Annotated in this window: 18 protein-coding genes; 13 read left to right on the forward strand and 5 right to left on the reverse strand. The window is 54.6% G+C overall.

Annotated features, from left to right (window positions below; translation table 11 throughout):
- Positions 1-72: 72 nt before the first annotated feature.
- The gene (locus BUA49_RS07590; protein WP_072796573.1) at positions 73-1,368 is read right to left on the reverse strand and encodes an alkane 1-monooxygenase; all 1,296 of its coding nucleotides are present in this window, start codon (positions 1,366-1,368) and stop codon (positions 73-75) included.
- Between the two features lie 181 nt (positions 1,369-1,549).
- On the opposite strand from BUA49_RS07590, the gene BUA49_RS07595 reads away from it, so the two are divergent.
- The 6 genes from BUA49_RS07595 (at position 1,550) to BUA49_RS07620 (ending at position 8,186) form a co-directional block, all read left to right on the forward strand.
- Positions 1,550-1,807, forward strand: coding sequence for a hypothetical protein (locus BUA49_RS07595; protein WP_072796574.1), 258 nt, complete (start codon positions 1,550-1,552; stop codon positions 1,805-1,807).
- Positions 1,808-1,897: 90 nt separating this feature from the next.
- Positions 1,898-2,191 carry a hypothetical protein gene (locus BUA49_RS07600; RefSeq protein WP_072796575.1) on the forward strand — a complete coding sequence of 98 codons (294 nt, stop codon included), beginning with the start codon at positions 1,898-1,900 and terminating at the stop codon, positions 2,189-2,191.
- 234 nt (positions 2,192-2,425) lie between these two features.
- The gene (locus BUA49_RS07605; protein WP_072796576.1) at positions 2,426-4,168 is read left to right on the forward strand and encodes an alkaline phosphatase PhoX; all 1,743 of its coding nucleotides are present in this window, start codon (positions 2,426-2,428) and stop codon (positions 4,166-4,168) included.
- 75 nt (positions 4,169-4,243) lie between these two features.
- Positions 4,244-5,878: a hypothetical protein gene (locus tag BUA49_RS07610; RefSeq protein WP_072796577.1), complete on the forward strand. Its 1,635-nt coding sequence runs from the start codon at positions 4,244-4,246 to the stop codon at positions 5,876-5,878.
- Between the two features lie 224 nt (positions 5,879-6,102).
- Positions 6,103-7,743, forward strand: coding sequence for a methyl-accepting chemotaxis protein (locus BUA49_RS07615; protein ID WP_072796578.1), 1,641 nt, complete (start codon positions 6,103-6,105; stop codon positions 7,741-7,743).
- 71 nt (positions 7,744-7,814) lie between these two features.
- On the forward strand, positions 7,815-8,186 hold the full coding sequence (locus BUA49_RS07620; protein ID WP_072796579.1) for a DUF4870 family protein: 372 nt from the start codon (positions 7,815-7,817) through the stop codon (positions 8,184-8,186).
- A 17-nt stretch (positions 8,187-8,203) separates the two neighbouring features.
- Here the strand turns inward: BUA49_RS07620 and BUA49_RS07625 are convergent, their stop codons facing one another.
- Positions 8,204-9,475 carry an MFS transporter gene (locus BUA49_RS07625; protein ID WP_072797747.1) on the reverse strand — a complete coding sequence of 424 codons (1,272 nt, stop codon included), beginning with the start codon at positions 9,473-9,475 and terminating at the stop codon, positions 8,204-8,206.
- A gap of 174 nt (positions 9,476-9,649) precedes the next feature.
- Positions 9,650-9,772 (reverse strand): hypothetical protein, encoded by a 123-nt coding sequence (locus BUA49_RS18145; RefSeq protein ID WP_267283708.1) that lies wholly within the window; start codon positions 9,770-9,772, stop codon positions 9,650-9,652.
- A 197-nt stretch (positions 9,773-9,969) separates the two neighbouring features.
- Between BUA49_RS18145 and BUA49_RS07635 the strand changes: the two genes are divergently transcribed.
- The 5 genes from BUA49_RS07635 to BUA49_RS07655 all read left to right on the forward strand — a co-directional run bounded on the left by BUA49_RS07635 (position 9,970) and on the right by BUA49_RS07655 (position 14,246).
- The gene (locus BUA49_RS07635; RefSeq protein ID WP_072796581.1) at positions 9,970-10,809 is read left to right on the forward strand and encodes a 23S rRNA (adenine(2030)-N(6))-methyltransferase RlmJ; all 840 of its coding nucleotides are present in this window, start codon (positions 9,970-9,972) and stop codon (positions 10,807-10,809) included.
- A gap of 76 nt (positions 10,810-10,885) precedes the next feature.
- Entirely contained in the window at positions 10,886-12,178 is a 1,293-nt protein-coding gene (locus BUA49_RS07640) for a hypothetical protein (RefSeq protein ID WP_072797749.1), read from the forward strand.
- Between the two features lie 8 nt (positions 12,179-12,186).
- The gene (locus BUA49_RS07645) at positions 12,187-12,990 is read left to right on the forward strand and encodes a mechanosensitive ion channel family protein (RefSeq protein WP_228704427.1); all 804 of its coding nucleotides are present in this window, start codon (positions 12,187-12,189) and stop codon (positions 12,988-12,990) included.
- Positions 12,991-13,069: 79 nt separating this feature from the next.
- A complete protein-coding gene (locus BUA49_RS07650; protein ID WP_072796582.1) occupies positions 13,070-13,975 on the forward strand; it encodes a DMT family transporter in 906 nt (301 codons plus the stop codon).
- Positions 13,968-14,246, forward strand: a complete 279-nt coding sequence (locus BUA49_RS07655) for a GIY-YIG nuclease family protein (protein WP_072796583.1) — start codon at positions 13,968-13,970, stop codon at positions 14,244-14,246. The genes BUA49_RS07650 and BUA49_RS07655 overlap by 8 nt, the downstream gene beginning before the upstream one ends.
- On the opposite strand, the gene BUA49_RS07660 is transcribed toward BUA49_RS07655, so the two are convergent.
- Complete coding sequence (locus BUA49_RS07660) at positions 14,224-15,117, reverse strand: alpha/beta hydrolase (protein WP_072796584.1); 894 nt, start codon at positions 15,115-15,117, stop codon at positions 14,224-14,226. The two genes, BUA49_RS07655 and BUA49_RS07660, sit on opposite strands and share 23 nt — an antisense overlap.
- Positions 15,118-15,196: 79 nt before the next feature.
- Between BUA49_RS07660 and BUA49_RS07665 the strand changes: the two genes are divergently transcribed.
- Positions 15,197-16,213 (forward strand): alpha/beta hydrolase, encoded by a 1,017-nt coding sequence (locus BUA49_RS07665; RefSeq protein WP_072796585.1) that lies wholly within the window; start codon positions 15,197-15,199, stop codon positions 16,211-16,213.
- A 78-nt stretch (positions 16,214-16,291) separates the two neighbouring features.
- Positions 16,292-16,948, forward strand: a complete 657-nt coding sequence (locus BUA49_RS07670; RefSeq protein ID WP_072797753.1) for an OmpA family protein — start codon at positions 16,292-16,294, stop codon at positions 16,946-16,948.
- An 83-nt stretch (positions 16,949-17,031) separates the two neighbouring features.
- On the opposite strand, the gene serA is transcribed toward BUA49_RS07670, so the two are convergent.
- Complete coding sequence (gene serA / locus BUA49_RS07675) at positions 17,032-18,261, reverse strand: phosphoglycerate dehydrogenase (protein ID WP_072796586.1); 1,230 nt, start codon at positions 18,259-18,261, stop codon at positions 17,032-17,034.
- Positions 18,262-18,343: the final 82 nt, after the last annotated feature.

Consider the following 18,343-nt stretch of genomic DNA (forward strand, 5'->3'; position numbering starts at 1 on the left):
CCAGCCCCCTCCGAAGCCTGGGCGGTGCTCCCAGTTGGTCGTGAACTCCGATCTTTCAGGGATTAGAGTTTGTCAGGCGGCCTCCTCTGAAGCCGAGCCAGAAGTCTCCTCCCGGCGAGCCCCCGCCTTGGCAGCCACCTCGGCAGCATAATCTGCATACTTCGCCATTAACTCCGCCTTCCGATCTGGATCCCAGTTGATCTTGCTCAGATCGCCTTTGTAGTGATCAATTACCCGTTTATCCATCGTTTCATACCACCACTGCGGCACATACGCAGGCAACAGCATCGACGCATAGCCGCCGGGCAGCTGCGGCGCCTTCTCGAAGTGACGTAAAGCCTGGTAACTGCGCTGCGGATTGGCGTGATGGTCTGAATGACGCTGCAGCTGATACAAGAACAGATTTGTCACAATGTGATTACTGTTCCAGCTGTGCTCCGGCTGTGTGCGTTGGTATTTTCCATTGTTGTCTTTCTGGCGCAGCAGACCGTAGTGCTCAATGTAATTCACACTCTCCAGCATGCTGGCGCCATAAACCGCCTGGGCCGCCAGGAACGGCAATGCCCGCGGCCCACAGACCAATGTCGTCGCGCCAAAGAAGCCCGCACTCATTGCCCAGCCCTGCAACAGCTCGTTCTCCAGACTCCAGAAGCTTTTGCCTTTGCGGGCAAGGCGCGCCTTCTCTATTTCTACCGAAGATTTCATACCACCAAATACCGTGCGCGGTAGAAATTTCCAGAAGCTCTCACCCATGCGGCTGCTTGCGGGGTCTTCCGGAGTCGCTACGCGCTTATGGTGGCCAAAATTATGTTCGACAACAAAATGGGTGTAACCCGTGGGCGCCAGAGCTGCCATAGCCATCAGCTTATTAAACTTGTTCGACTTATGCCCCAGCTCGTGCGCAGTGTTGATGCCAACACCATTAATGGCACCGACGGTTAGCGTCAGGCCGATCTTGTCCTCAATCGGCGTGTTCTTGCGGCTAGCCAGCCATGCGCCCATAAACGTCATCGCATATTGGGTGGGGATAAACGCCTTTACTATGCGGCTGTAATACTTGTCTTGCTCCAGTGGACCAACCGCGGACTCCGGTGGGTTACTTTTATCTTCTCCGATGGCTCGATCCAGCGCCGGAATAATGCCATGAACCAGCGCCGGGCCTGTCCATGCCAGAGCTTTGAACTTTTTCGGTGCCACCGCATAACCGGTTAGCGCTGCCAGACCAATGCCTGGTAGAGCGGGCCCCAAAAGCCAGAGATAACGCTTCGGGTCTTTCCAATTTTCAATAAGGCTGGCAGATGTTGCAGGGCTTTTAAACGGCTTCTTTGCCGTTTGTGAATCCAGATTGTCATGGGTTTTGGCATTCATGGCGTCTCTCCATTGCAGTGCACGTAACTCAATTTATGTCGGACAATCTATCAATGCAACAATTTCTCGCTGTTGGCTGCAGAGCTTGGCTCGAAATGACAAAAAGTGATTAAGTGGCAGAGCGGACAAACCTGGACCAGACTTTCAACACAAAAATGATAAACACAGGGAGGGACAGGTAATGACAACTTCTAATACTTCGCCTTCAGCAGCGCCCGGCGAGGTCCTGAACAGGCTTCGCGAATGCGTGTCCAGCGCGCAACTCGTTGAGGTTGTATACCGCGACAGCGCTGGGCAGGTCTGCATGGTTCATGATGTAGTGCGGGATATTTTCAGCCGGGCGGGGCAGGATTTTATTTTTCTCGGCCGAGGAACCATGCTGCCATTCGATCGAGTACTTATGCTCGACGGTCAGCAGATATCTGGCACGGTAGGTTAAATAAAGGGTAATCGGGAGGTAATTGCCTGGTGTCGGACATGGTTTTACCCTGTGCACGGTTACAAACGCTTACCAACAGAGGGATATGTTATGAACAAGTTTACTTTAAGCGCACTTCTTATGTTTTTGACTTTGGGCCTTGCTGCTTGCAGCTCCGAAGATAATGAGGGGGCTGATTTTGATAAGGCCGCGGACAACGCTAAAGAAATCGTGGACGACGCAGGCAATTCCGTGGAAGAGACCTATGAAGAAGCCACCGGCCAGGACGAAGGCGTAATAGGCGAAATGAAAGAAGGCGTCGAAAACGCCGGAGAAAAAATGGGCGAAGCCGCGGACGACGCAGGCGATGCCGTAGAGGAAGGTTACGACGAAGTGACCAAGTAGTCTTTCGACCGTGCTGAAGGGTGGAGGGAGCGGCCTCTACCCTAAAACTGAGTTCCCGAGGTGATGAGCCGACTAACTCGGTCGGCGTGCAAACCTTGAGTATGTCTGAGTGACGGGCTGTCTTGGAATCGTCACAGGCTGGTAACGGTAGGTTAATCTATGTGAAACATAACTCGTCCACTCTCTGAGTCTCAGAGCAATAACACCTGACAGAGACCAAGTAGGGTAACGACTATGTATCAGAAAAACGGAAAATATCTGTTCAAGATTTCTGCGCTGGCGCTGGCTGTTGCAGGCACCGCTTTTGTGGCTGGCTGCTCGGATAACGATGATAGCTCGCCCACTCAGGCAAGCACATTCGATTCGGATACTCAGGCGTTGACCCGGTTGGCGACCGTGCCACTTGGTTCCGAGGTGACAGGCCTTTTCCTGTCTGAGGAAGGCGATCTGTTCTTCAACGTGCAGCATCCGTCTGACAGCAACACCGCCCAGGATGTCGACGGCAAAGTTTTCTCTGCTGCGGCCGTGGGCGTGGTTCGCGATGCTGATTTTTCGGCTTCGGATATGGGGTTCAATGAGCTGGCCATGCCTGCCGATGGCGACGAAAAGGAACTGGTCCGCACAGCCGTTGGTTCCTACGATGTGCTGGCGCAGAACGGTGATGCCTGGGCTGGCGCGCCGACTGGCGGCATGGGTGCTATCAACACAATGGATGGATCGAGCACTCTCAAAGTGTCTAATGATCCGGACTTTAACGCCTTTGTTAGCACAGGTGCAGGAGAGGGCTATCTGTTTACCAACTGGGAAGACCGCCCAGGTGGTATGAGCCGAATGAAGATACGTAAAAACGACACAGGCAACTGGAACGTCGTGGACAACGACGTAATGATGGTTGATTTCAGTCCGGTATCCGGAACCTGGGTCAACTGTTTCGGAACGCTCTCGCCCTGGGGCACGCCGCTAACCTCCGAAGAGCTCTATTTCGATAACACGGCCGACTGGAACAACTCGAACTATTCGTACATCAGTGACAATGAGCTTCTTCAGGACTACCTCGGAGGCACTTATCCGAACCCTTATGACTACGGCTATATCGTTGAAATCACAGATCCGACATCGGCGACCCCGGTCCCGGTGAAAATGCGTGCACTGGGTCGTTTTTCTCATGAGAACGCCGTCGTTATGCCGGATGAGAAAACCGTTTACCTGAGCGATGACGGAACTGGCACAGTTTTCTTCAAGTTTGTTGCTGATACTGCGGGTGATCTCACCGCCGGCACTCTGTTTGCCGCCAAAGTCACTCAGGACGCCTCCAGCGACCCAGCTATCGCCGGGTTCGATATTGAGTGGGTCGAACTCGCCTCTGGCGACAACACCACCATCGATGCCTGGGTGACCGAGTACGACGGTATTGACCAGACTGATTATGTCGCTGGTAGCACCAGTTACATCTCTGACGCCGAGATTAACAACTGGGCGGAAGAAAAACTGAACCAGGACCTGGACGGACAGAATGGGATTGGGGTTAACCCCTTCGGCGATGATCGGGTCGCATTCCTGGAGTCCCGTAAAGCGGCTGCAGCTCTGGGAGCCACGGCCGAGTTCCGCAAGATGGAAGGTGTGAATATTAACCTGGAAGGCGCCCGTGACGGCTCTGTTCCCTTTGCTTACATGGCGATGTCCAACTTCAACGCCACGATGGGCGACGATCAGGGCAATATCCAGCTGGATGCCACCAACGGTGACTGTGGCGTGGTTTATCAGATGTCGCTTTCTTCCACCTTCGATATCGCACGAATGGTGCCAGCGATCGTGGGCGGCCCATACGACGCAAGCGCAACGCTGAATAACTGCAGTGCCGACAACATTTCCGAACCAGACAACCTGCTCGTTCTCCGGGACGGTCGCGTATTGATTGGCGAGGATTCCGGCGAGCATGAGAACAATATGCTCTGGCTGTTTGATCCGGAAGCCTGATCGGTTACCAGTTATTGAGAAATTAAGGGGAGGCCGAAAGGCCTCCCTCTTTTGCGTCTAGATATGGGGCAACTCATGAAACGTGTTTTCTATCCACTCATAATCATGTTGGCTGGCCTCATGACCGGCTGCGGCGAGGAGGATATGCCCGCCGTTGTGGATCCCGAGGACTACGGATCGAACACCGATGAGCCTGCTCGCCCGGAAATTGCAGCGGATACTCTCTACAACCGGGAAGCGGTTATTCCACCGCAGTGCTACACCAAAACCGAGGGTGTGAACAATCCCTGTTACACCTGCCATCAGACGTATTCGGATCCGAAGCGTCCTAACAGCATGGAGGACGGTTTTCTTCAGGGGGACTACAATTTCTCGGATCTTGGTGTTCACAATCATTGGTCCAACCTGTTCGTTGATCGACGCGACGATGTCGCTGGAATCAGTGACGGAGAGATTGAGGATTACGTCAGCACCGACAATTACAGTGATTTCATCGAAAGGCTGCAGGACGATGAGAACTGGTCGGGCCCCGTTCCTGCCATTGAGGATCTGGCGGATGGCGCTGCGGCCTTTGACGACTATGGCCTGGCAAAAGATGGCAGCGGCTGGGTGGCATTCAACTATAAGCCTCTTCCCAGTACCTTCTGGCCAACCAATGGTTCCACTGATGATGTAATCATCCGGCTTCCTGAAAGGTTCCGGACTGCATCCTGTGGTGATGATGTCAGTCGGTTCTCACAGGACGTTTATTTCACCAATCTCGCCATACTGGAAATGGCGATGAAAGATCTTCCGGAGATATCCACACCACTGATAGAAGAGAACAAAGTATGTGCGGATCTGAACAACGATGGCATCCTCTCTGAAGTCGTCAGTATTGGAGCGAGGCCCTCCTATGTTGGTGCAGCGTCTGGTCAAAAAGTGGAGCGAATGGCCTATCCGGAGGGTACCCAGTTCATTCATACCGTTCGTTACGTTGGTTTTGATGGTGACGAAATTGTTCCTTCAAAACGGATGAAGGAAGTTCGGTATATGAAAAAGGTAAAGCATTATTCTGTGGCGGAACTCGCGTCCCTCTATGGCAATGAGCGCCAGGAGAAAATCGATGGCAACCTGCCGGTTTATTCAGACCACGGCGATAAGGGTCTGAATAACGGGATGGGATGGGAAGTTCTTGGTTTTATTGAAGATGGTGAAGGGGAGTTGAGGAAGCAAACCTACCAGGAACAAATGTTCTGCATGGGCTGCCATGGCACAATCGGAACCACCATCGATCAGACCTTTGCGTTTCCAAGAAAGGTGACCGGCGCCAATGGGTGGGGCTACATTGACCTGAAAGGCATGGCTGACGCGCCGAACATGGACGAGAAAAAGGGCGAGATCCTGCAATATCTCGGACGCGTGGGCGGCGGCAACGAATTCAGGGAGAATCCCGAGATGAAAGCGCGATGGTTCAATGAGGATGGATCTGTCAGGGAATCCGCGGTTCTTAACGCCGATGTCTACGCGCTGATTACGCCGAGCCGAGAAAGAGCCCTGGCGTTGAACAAGGCTTATAAAATCATCGTCGATGAGCAGAGTTACGTTTACGGTCGTGACGCAACCGTTGTCCCGGCCAAAAACGTATTCCGGGAGTTGGATCCTGAAAAGGCTGCCCCGCTTGAGGCTGCGAGCAGGGTAAACCATTGGGATATTCGCCTGGACTGGTAAGAGGCAGGGAGTTCTCCAATTGATATGAGGCGACCGCAAACCTGGCCACTTGGTAATAGAGTGGGTCGGGTTTGCGGTTTTTTATTTCAGAAACGCCGTTACCCGCCGATAAGAATTAAAAATACACTAAAGTATGAGTTATTAACTCACATTAACTCTTTAGTCTCCGAAATGGCCTTTGATAACAAAATGATTGCAGAAGCAACGATAAATACGAGGTGGATATGGGGTTATTGGATCGGGCTTCAGTTCTTTGGGGGGTGGCGCTTGCCGTTATTCTTGCGGTTGTGTGTGCAGTGGTGGCGCCATTGTTAGGTCTTGAAATCGCGTCGATATCGATTGGGCTCGTGGCAGGCCTCTTGGCCGCAGGCGGTTTTCTGGTTGTTCGCGTGCTTGAGCCGACTGAACGGGGTCTCAAGGCGCTGAATGATGGCACCTTGGCCGACGGTCATCCGCTGCAGGCCCAGTGCCGCCAGTTACTTGCCGATGCCAATGCAGGGCGCGCTCTGGTGGAAACGCTTTCCGGAAGTGCCGACAAGAGTGCTATATCCGCTGCAGAGGTTTCTTATGCTGCAGATCAGCTCAAGTTGCGCCTTGACCTCCAGGTTCAGGAAACTGCTCAGATGGCAGACTATGCCGGGCAGATTACCGAAACCGTAAGGGAATCTTCACAGCAGGCTACTGATGCGGCCACCATGGCCCTGCAGAATAGTCAGGCCAGCACTGAAGGGCGAAAAGCCCTCACCTCGGCAATCGACAGCATCCGGGTCGTGCATCAGCAATCCGGTGAAAATCTTCGCCTGATCCAGGAACTTAACGAAAAGTCCAACAAGATTCAGGGCGTAACCAGCACCATTCAGGGTATTGCGGAACAGACTAATCTGCTGGCGCTCAATGCCGCCATTGAAGCCGCCCGGGCAGGAGATCAGGGGCGTGGCTTTGCGGTGGTTGCGGATGAAGTCCGGCAGCTGGCAGGCCGCACCGCTCAGGCCACCGGTGAGGTCGCTGAAACGTTGCAGGAGATCCGTTCAGATACTGCGTTGATCGTGACCCGAATTGAAGACCTTGCCCGCAGTGTCGAGGGTGGGCTTGCATCGGTCGAGACTGTCGGTGAGCGGCTCGACCAGATACGCGATCAGTCGGATCGGGTTCATCAACAGGTGGCGCGCATAGCGGAGATTGATCAGAACAACGAGGTTAGCCTGACTCACGTGTTCTCGGCTATTGAAACTGTAAGGGATCAGATCTCCGAGAGTGATAGCAGTGTTGCTTCACTGGCGGAGCAGGCAGCCACGCTTATGGAGCTCGCAGAAATCGCCAACGCGGCGTTTGCACTGAACAGTGGTTCCAGTTACCACAGGTTCTTCTACGACCAGGCGCGGGCTGGCGCAGAGCAGATCGGCCAGGTGTTTGAGCAGGCTATCCGCGATGGTAAGCTGACTGAAAGTAAGTTATTTGACAAAACGAGAACGCCAATCCAAGGCACTCAGCCTGCCAAGTATTCAAGCAGTTTCGATTCTTTTACCGATAAAAGCCTGCCTGTTGTTCAGGAACAGGTTAAGGGCTCCCACCCGGCTCTGGTGTTTGCGATTGTTGCGGCGCCGGACGGATATATACCAACCCATAACCGTGATTTCGCCCATGCACCTACCGGCGACCCTGAGGTCGATCTTTTACGTAGCCGAAGCAAACGCCTGTTTAATGATCGCACGGGTATTCGTTGTGGTAGCCACAAAGAGAGCATGCTTCTGCAAACCTACCGTCGCGACACAGGCGAAGTCATGCATGATCTGTCTGTTCCGATTTACGTGAATGGCCGGCACTGGGGCGGCTTCCGGCTTGGATACCGTCCGGATAATCACTGACTCCTTATGAGTGAGGATGGCTTCAGAGGCTGTGTTAAACTGGCATATTATATTGTGAAAGGAGATATGCCTTGGCTGACTCGGAATTCATTCCTGCCGACGCGGAGACGAATGAGTTGTCACGCCGTTCTGACCCCGCCCGTAACCTGGCCGTGGTGGTCTATATCCTTCAGGGATTGTCGTTCTTTCTGGGAGGCATCACCGGGTTAGTCGGTGTGATCATCAATTATGTCAAACTGGATGATGTTCGCGATACCTGGGTGGAGTCGCATTTCCGCTGGCAGATTCGCACCTTCTGGGTAGGGCTTTTATGGACGGTTATCGGCGCTGTGACCACCTTTCTGATTGTCGGATGGTTCATTCTTCTGGGGATCTCGATCTGGCTCATCTACCGCATTGTGAAAGGTGCCCTGGCACTGAATGATGGCAGGGCACCTGTCTGAAGCTGAGACCCTTCCAATCAGTCGTCGGTTACTTCTTTTAGCCGAAGCGCACTGAACGTCCCGGCCAGCCCCATTAATCCGAGCACCAGAATGACAGCGGCGTCTGATATCAGGGATATCAGCGCCGTGAAACCACCCGTGGCAAGCAGTAAAAAGCCAATCACCGTGTTGCTGACGGCGGTGTAGTCCGTACGTTTGTTGCCTCCCGCCATGTCCACCAGATAGGTCTTCCGACCCAGCCTTACCCCCGCGTGGGCAATGCTCAAAACAAAGAAAGCCAGCGGATAAAACCAGCCATTGCCCACACCCGTACCGGCAAACATTGCAGTAAGACCAACAGCCAGGCACACAGCGCTCGCGATGGCGGCGCCGCGAATCATTACCCGGCGGCTGGACGAATCGGCCATCCAGCCCCAGAAGCTGGCGGATAGGGAACTGGCCAGACTACTCGCCAGAAGAAACACGCCAAGCATCAAGGCCGTATCCGACTCTTTCTGCGCCAGTACGACAAAGTAGGGTGAGGCCAGAGCCGAGCACAACAGAAGTGCGCGGGTAATAACGAAGTTACGAAAAGGCCCGTCATCGCGCAGCAACGACAGGCTTTTGAAGGCTTCCGTGATGGCGTTGCCGCCCCCGCCGGTTTCACCTTCGTGTTCCTTCACGCCCGCAAACAGGAACCCGGCAATAACCCAGAGTGCCGCTGCCAGCAGAAGCAGGAGGCTGTAAAATGCAAGAGTGGGGTCGCCTCGCTCCCAGAACAGCAAAGCCGTCAGGATAACGGTGGCGGTGCCACCTATGGTGGTTGCAAGGCCTGAGAGCCTGCCTCGGCGGGTTTTCGGAACGCATTTGCCCTGTACGTCTTTCATGGCCACGGAGCAAAAGCCCCGTGACAGGGAAAACAGGATCAGCGCACCTATGATGCCGCCACCGGCGGTATAGCCTTCAAGAAACCAGACGCATGCGGCCATGGCCACAACGCTCGCCGCCTGACCAAAGCTGCCGAGAGTCCAGAACCATTTACGCACAGGTTTGCGACGAACCCAGGCCGCGATCATCATCTGGGGCACCATGGAGCCGGATTCCCGGATGGGAACGAGCCAGGCTACCAGCGCAGGCGCGCCTATGGCACTCATCAGCCATGCCAGTACCGTTTTCGGGCTGATCAGAAGGTCGCCCAGCTTGGTCAGCACGTTGGCTGCAAGGATCAGGAAAAAGTTGCGCGGTACTACTTGGCAGGCTTCCGCTGGTATGTCCTTGCAGACCCGGGCGTCTTCCTCGTTGGCAATCAGGCTGTAGAGCCGGTCAACAGACTGTTCGAGTGCGCCGGTTGTCGCCTGAGCGTCCTCTTGTGAAGAGTTATCGTTCTGTAAAGGTGTCTGTTGCTGGGGCAAACTGCCGTCCTCCGGGAAATGGATAGCCAAGGATACCAGCCGGGCCGGCACCCCTGAACCCCGGAATGCAGATCAGCGCTTCATTGTTTGTTCCCGGGCGGTTACAGCCACTGTGACAATGATATTAGCGCAGCCTGCGCTCATTGCGGCTGCGATAGTCAGCGCCAGAGAGGCGGGTTGAAACATGACTTTCATTGACAGCTTCGGGCTCCATGAATACTTATATGAATTATATGTATTATCATTCGTAATAATGTTAACTAGAACGCCATAACGCAAGAGGGCTTTCACGTTCTTGATCCGGAGAGAAAAAATAATGAGTCGCTCAGAGGTTCCCTTGCACTGACGGCACGCGCTCGGGCTTAATAGCTCCTGTTAACAGGGAGCTATTTATGCTGAGTTACCTTCATGCCTTTCACGCCGGGAACTTTGCGGATGTTCAGAAGCACACGGCGTTAACGCTTGCTCTTTCCATGATGCAGGCGAAGCCGTCGGCCATTGCCTGCTTTGACACCCACGCGGGCAGTGCCATCTACGATCTTGAGAGCGAACGGGCCCGGAAAACGGCGGAAGCGGATGCAGGCGTGCAAAAGCTTTGGGCGTGCCGGAGCGGTTTACACTCCGAAGACTGGCAGCCGGTTATGGAGGTGTTGTCACGGTTCAACGCCGGTGAGGGCCGGCTGACGGTTTACCCCGGCTCTCCAGCCTGGTTTCGCCAGTTCTTGCGCCCGGGCGATTCGTTGACGGCGTTTGAATTACATCCCACTGAAAGTAGCCAGCTTGCCGGTTGGGCCGCAGAGCAGAGGGTGCGAGTTATGCACGAAGACGGCTTGAAGGGGCTGTTGAGGCAGCTTCCGCCCGCGCAACCCAGGCTGATGGTGCTGATTGATCCTTCCTACGAGATCAAATCCGAGTACCTTGATGTTGCAAAGACCTTGCAAAAAGCTTGGCAGAAATGCCGCCACGGGGTTTATCTTGTGTGGTATCCGGTACTTACCAGCGGCTTGCAGGCGACATTAAAACAGGCTGTTATAGACAGCTCCGTTCGCAAAGTGTGGTGCAGTGAAGTCCATCTGAAAACGCCTCCGGAGCGTGGTATGACCGGTTCGGGCATGCTGGTGGTCAATCCGCCGTGGGGATTTGATGATCGTCTTACTGACATGATTGAGCAGATTTCCGGACAACAGGCGCTAGGCCTTTCACACGAACATGGCTGGCTGGTACCTGAGTAAATCGGGCATGAGTCGGTCGGAATCTGGTAAATACAAGAATACCGGCCAATCGTTTGGCCATGCAGGAGCCGTTTTTTTGAAGGACAAACCTAACGAGAATAAAGATGACCCTTGCCTTCCTGGCGGCCTGATACCCGCCGAGCAGTGGGTATTGCCGCAGACATCAGTGCGACGATCACTGAAGGATGCTCTTGGACACGCGCTCAAACAATTGCGCGCTGGTGTGTCTCAGGTGGAAGAGCCGTTTGAAAGCATGGATGATCTGCCAGAGTTATCTGCCACCGAGCAGAGACGGCTGGCCCCTGAGCCGGATTTTTCAGATCAGGCGATGGCTATCGACCGCTGCCTGGAGGATGCCCGCTCCGAGGGTGCGCTCAGACGTGAGGTTGTCTGCCTGATAGCTCCGCCGTTTTCCGGTGTTCAGCAGGCGCTTTCCAGCTTTTCAGAGGGTATTCGGCCTGCCCGGGATGGAGGGAATGAAGAAGGCTGGACCATTATTTTACCGCCGGATACGCTTCTGTTTGATGATCAGGAGGCCGGTGAATGGTGGGATAAACAGGATCTTTCTCGCCCCTGGATCATTCCTGAGCTTGCAGATTTCTGGCTCCGACGCCTTTCAGGCTTGGCACTGGTAAAGGAACTTTTTCGGCGGATCGCGAATGGTGATGCAGGCGCAGGTATTGTCGGATGCTCAAGTTGGTGCTGGCAATATTGGGGGCATTATCTTGAGAATGCACAGATGTCGCCCTGGACACCAGCGCCCATGGATTCCGAGCGGCTGGGTCTATGGTTGACACAATTGGCGTCGGGTAGCGGTAAATCCTCGGTGAGCGCGCGAACGGCTGGTGATGGTCTGTATGTTTTACCCATAGCCGAAACAGACGAAACTGAAAAAAACAAAAGCAGTAAAAAGCGCAAATACAGCACATTTTTGCGAGACCTGGCCGCCCTGTCTCGCGGGAATCCCGGCGTGGCCCTGGCTATCTGGCAGAGATCTATACGGGGCCGCCCAGATGATGACGCCAAGGTGGAGGAGGCAGATGAGACGTCAGATAGGCAGAGTCGGACAGCCGATTGCTGGGTTGTGCCACTGGACCGGTTGAGCTTGCCGACGATGCCGCAGAGCAAAAAGAGCTTCACCGGTTTTGTGCTTCACGGGCTGCTGCAGCACAACGGCCTTGATGCGGCCTCACTGGAATCTGTTACCGGCGTTTCTGCTCACGAACTGAGCCTGCTGCTGTCCCGTCTGAACCGTGCTGAACTGGTGGTATATGAACCGTCCCGTGGGCACTGGCAAGTAACAGCTATCGGCTACCCCACTGTCAGGCGCCACCTGCAGAGCTGGGGGTTCCCGGTTGATCAATTCTAGGAGTCGCTATGATAGATGATCTCGGAATAAAGGGTGCTTTTGCCTCCATAACCGGGCAGGCGCTGTGGAAGGCGTTGCTCGTTATTGTTATCGTTTCGCTGATTACGGTTGCGGTCCAGAAAGTGGTTCCCCGAGTTGCGGGGAAGCTTGGTGGCAAGCCGCGTCTTTACCTCCTGGCCTCTGTACCTTTGTTTCGGCTGTTGATGATCCTAGCCACGATTGTAGTGGTGGTTCCGATTCTGGTGGAGCCGTCGTTCGAAAATATGATGGCAATCTTCGGCGCTCTGGCCCTGGCATTTGGTTTCGCTTTCAAGGATTACGCCAGCAGCCTGATCGCTGGCATCGTTACCCTTTTCGAAATGCCCTACCGGCCCGGCGACTGGATTGAAGTGGATGGTCAGTACGGTGAAGTACGAGCCATAGGTGCGCGTGCTGCCGAGATTGTCACACCCGACGATACTGTTGTGATCATCCCTCACAACAAACTTTGGAACTCCTTGATTGCCAACGGCAACGATGGCACCGACAACCTGATGTGTGTGGCAGACTTTCACCTGGAGGCGAATCATGATGTCAGTCGGGTACGGGAGCTGCTTCGGGACGTGGCTTTTACCAGCCCCCGAACAAAAACCTGGCAGCCGGTATTGGTGATCGTTTTCAACAAGCCTTGGGGTATGCACTATCGACTGAAAGCTTACCCATTTGATCCCAAAGAACAGTTTCAGTTTATCTCCGAACTCACAGCGCGCGGTTCGGCGGAATTGGCCCGCCAGGGCGTGAAGTTTGTTTCTGCGCCGGTTACTGCGAACTGATCTGCGAATCAGTCAGCGAAAGCTGCGATGTGCAGAGTCTTGAAAAAAGCAGTTTGGGCGAGACACGGGGAGAGCTTTAATGAAGGATCAGAAAACAGCCATGTTGTATGGGCTGGGTACAGTTCTGCTTTGGTCTACGGTTGCTACGGCCTTCAAACTGGCGCTTGCGGATCTGGCGCCGGTACAGATGTTGCTGGTCGCCTGCGCCTCGTCTGTTCTGGTTATGGCTGTCATTCTGCTGTTGCAGAAGCGCTGGTACCTGGTGTTCTCACTGCGCAAAAAGCAGTACGCCCAGTCGTTTGGCATGGGGCTGATCAATCCATGCCTGTATTACTTTTTTCTCTTTGGCGCCTTTGACCGGCTGCCAGCCCAGGAGGCCCAGCCGTTAAATTACACCTGGGCACTGGTTCTGGCATATTTGTCGGTGCCCTTTCTGGGGCAGCGCCTGCGCAAGCTGGACATTATTGCCGGGCTGGTATGTTATGCGGGAGTGGTGGTGATCGCCACTCGTGGTGCCGTTACCACTATGAGCTTTTCAGACCCGCTGGGCGTCTCTTTGGCAATAGGCAGTACGCTCGTTTGGGCCTCGTACTGGATAATAGCTACCCGCGACACCCGCGATCCCGTGGTGGGGCTGTTCCTGAACTTTCTGTTCGGCCTGCCGGTGATTGCGCTGATCTGCTGGTGGACAGAGGGGTTGGCTCTGCCGGTAACAGGCTCCCTGGTGGCGGCCGTATACGTAGGCGTGTTTGAGATGGGCATTGCTTTTGTGCTCTGGTCTTACGCCATGAAAAAGGCGGAAAATACTTCCCGAGTGAGCAACCTGATCTTTATTTCGCCGTTCCTGTCTCTTGTGTTTATCTACTTTATCCTTGGCGAGCAGATTCTGCCTTCAACTTACATCGGCCTGGTGCTGATCATGATGGGGCTTTGGTTGCAGCAAAAAAAAGTGAAGGAGCGAGAGCAGGAACTTGCAGATGGCTAGTGGCTGGTTTGTTTACATGGTTCGCACTGCCGGTGGCGCGCTCTATACCGGCATTAGCACGGATGTCTCGCGACGATTTTCCGAACATCAGGCCGGCGCCCCCAAGGGCGCACGAAGCCTGAGGGGCAAGGGCCCGCTGGAGCTGGTGTTCTGCTCACCGGCGGGTGACCGCAGCCGGGCATCAAAGCTTGAGTGGCACATCAAACAATGGCCGAGGCAACGCAAAGAGGCGCTTGTACTCGGTGAGCTCAGCCTGCCAGATGCTCTCTGATGTGCCCGCCTGCCGTTTGCACAGCGGCGGTGGCTCTATCCAGTTGGCCGCTGTGGACCTGAAATACGTGCCAAAGGCTGTTAAATACCTCAAGCTGGGTTTTCACCCCGGCTTTTCTGGCCGCATCTGCGAGCCGTTCAGCATCGTTGAGCAGGATTTCCTGGCTTCCGACCTGGATCAGTAACGGCGGCAAATCCCTGAAACTGCCGAAAACGGGTGAAATCAGGGGGGTGTGCAGAGATTCCTGGCCGGCGTAAAGTTTCGCTGCCTTGGCTGTCCAGCGCGCTTGCAGCACGGGCTCGCATTCGGGTGAATACAGCGCTTCCTGAGTCAGATCCACCCAGGGTGAAAAAACTGTAAGGGAGGCGGGCAGGGGCTGATTGTTGTCACGCAACCGCATGGCCAGCGCGATAGTCAGTCCGCCGCCGGCAGAGTCACCGGCAATGGCAATTTGCCCCGGTGCGAATCCTTCATTAATCAGCGCCAGCCAGGCGGCCTCTGCATCGTCCAGTGCGGCCGGGAAAGGATGCTCCGGAGCAAGGCGGTAGTCCGGTGTAACCACCATGCAGCCGCTGGCTTTGGCCAGATGCCCGGTAAGGCCTTTGTGGGTGGCGGCCGAACCGATGATATAGCCGCCGCCGTGCAAATACAGCACGGCGCCGCGTGTTGCCTGGCCGAAAGAGCTCCTGATAACCGGCCTGTCTGCCAGTGTATTTGCCTGGAAACGGCAGCCACGGGGCGGAACTGAGCTCCGGTAAGCCTGGCTTATCAATGTACGTTGAACCGAAACCGGAATGGCCGGGTGAAGCGCCGGCCTGACCAGGCGATTCATGGTCTGGCGCAGTCCGGATTCAAGAAGATGTTGCAACATCTGTGTTATGTCCCCGCTATGGGTTAGGATTGTGCATCGTAATTCGTATTATCTATTCATGACAGGCGCTTAACTCTACGTGTACTGGAAAACAGATACCATAGAAATACCGGATTGGGATCGTGGATCCCTGCTGGAGAGGCTTGAGCTTTTTGACCCGGAGGGACGGGAAGAGCTTAGCGAGGAAATGGTTGCATACTGCCGTTTTTATGGCCTTGATCTCTGGGTTGAACACCCGGATATTGCCTATCATCAGGGCTACGTAGCAGCAGGCAGGCATGAGGTCATGGTGCATTACTTCCGGCTACCGGAACCTCGTGCAGAGCGTGGCACCGTGTTCATTCTGCACGGCTATTTTGATCATGTAGGTTTGTACAGCCAGTTGATTGACCGTTGCCTCGGAGCCGGTTTCGATGTCCTGGCCTATGACCAGCCGGGTCATGGACTTTCCAGTGGGACACCTGCGGCAATTGGTAGCTTCCTGGAATATCAGGGGGTATTGTCGGAAGTTATGGCCCATGTTCGTGACAAAGTTCGTGGGCCTTGGTTCGCTGTGGGCCAGAGTACGGGGAGCGCTATATTGATTGATTATCTGCTGTCGAACCACCACTCCCCAGAGACATCAGAGTTTCGTAAAGTGGTTTTACTTGCGCCCCTGATCCGACCGGCAGGCTGGCTTGGTGCCAGAGTTCTGCACACTATGGCAAAACCTTTTATTACCCGCTGGCAGCGTGTATTTTCAGCAAATAGCGGTAATACGCGGTTTTTGCGCTTTCTGCGGGATCACGATCCGCTGCAGGCGAGAGCGGTGCACGTCGACTGGGTAAGTGCGCTGCGCACATGGATACCGCACATTGAGTCTGCCCGCCCGGTTAACTTCCCGGTCACGGTCGTTCAGGGCGAAAAAGATCTGACAGTAGATTGGCAGCACAACCTGAGAATTATCCGCAACAAGTTTGCATCGGTAGAGGAAGTGAGAATTGCCAACGGCCGTCATCATCTGGTGAACGAAGCCAAGGATTTACAGGCAACCGTATTCAATAAGATTATTGATACCTTTAATCATTCAACAGCAGACGCCCCTGAAAACTCCTGAGTGCTTGATAAAGAGGCCAGAGGGTTTGAAGGCTTAAAGCTTGAAAGGCGCCTGAAAAAACCGCCACAGGAGAATACTGTGAAGAAGACAATGCTCGCATTAGCAGTGACGACCATGGGCCTCGCCGGCTGTATGACCTATGACCCGTACACCGGGGAGCAGTCAACCTCGGATGCCACAAAAGGCAGCATTATCGGCGCTATCGGTGGCGCAGCCGTCGGTGCGGCAACCTCCAGTAAAAGCGACCGTGGTAAAGGCGCTCTGATCGGGGCAGCAAGCGGCGCAGCCATTGGTGGCGGCATCGGCTATTATATGGACCGGCAGGAAGCGCAGTTGCGGCAGAAGCTGGAAGGTTCCGGCGTTCGTGTTGTCCGTAACGGTGATCAGATCGAGCTCATCATGCCCGGTAATATCACTTTTGATCTGAACCAGACCTCAATTCGGGGTGGCTTCACAAACACGCTGGAGTCTGTTGCCCTGGTGCTGAAAGAGTTCGACAAGACCATTATCCAGATCGAAGGCCATACAGACAGCTCGGGTTCGGACAGCTACAACCAGTTGCTCAGCGAGCGCCGTGCCGGCTCCGTGCGGGACTTCCTGCTCAACCAAGGTATTGAGTCCAGACGTACCCGTGCTGTGGGCTACGGTGAGCGCTACCCGATGGCTTCCAACGACACCTCTGCTGGGCGTGAACAGAACCGTCGCGTAGAGCTGACTCTGGTTCCAATACAGTAATCAGTTAACAGCCTGAGTTCCGGCGTTGCCGGCCATAAAAAAACCGGAGCAGAGTGCTCCGGTTTTTTTATGGCTGATGGTGCTTAGAACAGCACGCGGCAGCGGATGGTGCCTTTTACCTGGAGCAGTTTTTCCAGGGCAAGCTCACCGTAGGCTTTGTCTACATCAATCACCACGTAACCAATGTCTTCTTTGGTTTGCAGGTACTGACCGCAAATGTTAATACCGTTCTCGGAGAAAACCTGGTTGATTTCGGACATCACCCCCGGCACGTTCTCATGAATGTGCAGCAACCGGTGCTGGTTCGGGTGTGAAGGCAGCGCAACTTCCGGGAAGTTAACAGAAGACACGGAGGTCCCGTTGTCGCTGTACATAGTCAGCTTCTCGGCCACTTCACGCCCGATGTTTTCCTGGGCTTCAATGGTGGAGCCTCCCACGTGTGGTGTCAGAATGACGTTGTCAAATTCCCGCAGCGGAGAAACAAACTCTTCATTGTTGGATTTGGGCTCGACCGGGAACACGTCAATCGCAGCGCCCAGCAGTTTGCCGCTTCTCAGGGAATCAGCGAGTGCATCAAGATCAACAACCGTGCCTCTTGATGCGTTCATCAGGATAGAGCCAGGCTTCATCTGAGCCAGTTGCTCGGCCTTGAACATGTACTTGGTGGCCGGTGTTTCCGGAACATGCAGGCTCACAACGTCGGCGATGTTGAGCAGTTCCTGCATCGTCCCTACCTGGGTAGCATTGCCGATGGACAGCTTGGAAACCACATCGTAGAAATACACGTCCATGCCCAAGCCTTCAGCCAGCACGCTGAACTGGGTACCGATGTTGCCGTAACCGATAATGCCCAGCTTTTTACCACGAATCTCGTAGCTGTCTTTTGCCGACTTCTGCCATTCGCCACGGTGCGCCTTGGCGTTTTTCTCAGGAACGCCACGCAGCAGCAGGATAGCCTGAGCCAGAACCAGTTCAGCAACACTGCGGGTGTTGGAGAAGGGCGCATTGAATACTGCAATACCACGACGGGTTGCCGCTTGCAGGTCCACCTGATTGGTACCGATACAGAAACAGCCCACTGCGACCAGTTTTTTGGCAGCCTCGAATACGTTCGCGGTTAACTGAGTGCGGGAGCGGAGGCCGACAAAGTGCGCGTCGGCAATCTTCTCAATAAGGTCTTCTTCGGCCAGCGAGTGACTGAGGGACTCAATGTTGGTGTAGCCTGCGGCATTCAGTGTATCCAGGGCGGATTGATGCACGCCTTCCAGCAGCAGAATCCGGATTTTGCTCTTTTCGAGAGACTTCGTTGACATGGGCTTTGCTTCCGAACCTTTCGTGGCATGAAATGACCTGCAGCCAGTGATCGTCTGGGCTGGCTCACAGAACAGGGGCGGT

It is taken from the genome of Marinobacter antarcticus, assembly GCF_900142385.1.
GTDB classification, from domain to species: domain Bacteria; phylum Pseudomonadota; class Gammaproteobacteria; order Pseudomonadales; family Oleiphilaceae; genus Marinobacter; species Marinobacter antarcticus.

Coding starts and splice junctions, on each gene's coding strand:
- serA (WP_072796586.1), bottom strand. CDS start 18,261: ATGTCAACGAAGTCTCTCGAAAAGAGCAAAATCCGGATTCTGCTGCTG.
- BUA49_RS07645 (WP_228704427.1), top strand. CDS start 12,187: ATGATAGATGATCTCGGAATAAAGGGTGCTTTTGCCTCCATAACCGGG.
- BUA49_RS07615 (WP_072796578.1), top strand. CDS start 6,103: ATGGGGTTATTGGATCGGGCTTCAGTTCTTTGGGGGGTGGCGCTTGCC.
- BUA49_RS07610 (WP_072796577.1), top strand. CDS start 4,244: ATGAAACGTGTTTTCTATCCACTCATAATCATGTTGGCTGGCCTCATG.
- BUA49_RS07595 (WP_072796574.1), top strand. CDS start 1,550: ATGACAACTTCTAATACTTCGCCTTCAGCAGCGCCCGGCGAGGTCCTG.
- BUA49_RS07655 (WP_072796583.1), top strand. CDS start 13,968: ATGGCTAGTGGCTGGTTTGTTTACATGGTTCGCACTGCCGGTGGCGCG.
- BUA49_RS07590 (WP_072796573.1), bottom strand. CDS start 1,368: ATGAATGCCAAAACCCATGACAATCTGGATTCACAAACGGCAAAGAAG.
- BUA49_RS07660 (WP_072796584.1), bottom strand. CDS start 15,117: ATGTTGCAACATCTTCTTGAATCCGGACTGCGCCAGACCATGAATCGC.
- BUA49_RS18145 (WP_267283708.1), bottom strand. CDS start 9,772: ATGAAAGTCATGTTTCAACCCGCCTCTCTGGCGCTGACTATCGCAGCC.
- BUA49_RS07650 (WP_072796582.1), top strand. CDS start 13,070: ATGAAGGATCAGAAAACAGCCATGTTGTATGGGCTGGGTACAGTTCTG.
- BUA49_RS07635 (WP_072796581.1), top strand. CDS start 9,970: ATGCTGAGTTACCTTCATGCCTTTCACGCCGGGAACTTTGCGGATGTT.
- BUA49_RS07600 (WP_072796575.1), top strand. CDS start 1,898: ATGAACAAGTTTACTTTAAGCGCACTTCTTATGTTTTTGACTTTGGGC.
- BUA49_RS07605 (WP_072796576.1), top strand. CDS start 2,426: ATGTATCAGAAAAACGGAAAATATCTGTTCAAGATTTCTGCGCTGGCG.